Source organism: Mycobacterium sp. RTGN4, from assembly GCF_033804635.1.
GTDB lineage: Bacteria > Actinomycetota > Actinomycetes > Mycobacteriales > Mycobacteriaceae > Mycobacterium.
Genome location: NZ_JAPZLB010000047.1, coordinates 1 through 821, shown reverse-complemented (window position 1 = coordinate 821; position 821 = coordinate 1). Strand labels below are relative to the sequence as shown.

The window sequence follows — 821 nt, the reverse complement described above, 5'->3', positions numbered from 1 at the left end:
CGACGCCACCGACCCCACCACCGCAGCCCAGTTCGAAACCGACCTGGCCCGCACCGCCCAAGGCGTCGGCCCCAAAGAACTCAAGGACGTCGCCGAGCTCACCCTGTTCCTACTCGATCAGGACGGACCCGAACCCGACGACACCGAACGCGCCCGCAAACGCGGACTCTCCGCCGGAACCCAGGGCCGCGACGGCATGCGCCCAGTGAAGGGCGAACTCACCCCCGAAGCGTGGGCCACCTGGGAAGTGATCTTCGCCAAGTACGCCGCGCCGGGCATGTGCAACCCGGATGATCCCGAACCCTGCACCTCGGGCACCCCTTCGCAGGCTCAGATCGACGCCGATCACCGCAGCCTGGCCCAACGCCAACACGACGCGCTGGTCGCGGTCGGGCGCATCGCCCTGATGAGCGGTGAGTTGGGTCAACTCAACGGACTGCCCGTCTCGATCATCATCCGCACCACCCTCCAAGACTTGGAAAGCAGGGCCGGGGTGGGTGTCACCGGCGGCGGCACCGTCATGCCCATCCGCGACGTCATCCGCCTGGCCGCCCACGCCAACCACTATTTGGCCGTGTTCGACCGGGCCACCGGATCGGCCATGAACCTCTACCGCGCCCGCCGGGTCGCATCCCCGGCCCAACGGATCATGCTCATCGCCCGCGAGGGCGGGTGCACCAAACCCGGCTGCACCGTGGGCGGCTACGGCGCCCAAGTCCACCACGCCCGCCAAGACTGGATCGAGGGCGGCCACACCAACGTCGACGACATGACGCTGGCCTGCGGCGTCGACAACCGCATGGTCGGCCCCGACGGCTGGA

Annotated in this window: 1 protein-coding gene; it reads left to right on the top strand. The window is 68.9% G+C overall.

The window, feature by feature from the left end:
* Nucleotides 1-821: HNH endonuclease signature motif containing protein (locus tag SLQ30_RS33010; protein ID WP_319451253.1), on the top strand; the 821-nt coding region annotated here is incomplete at both ends.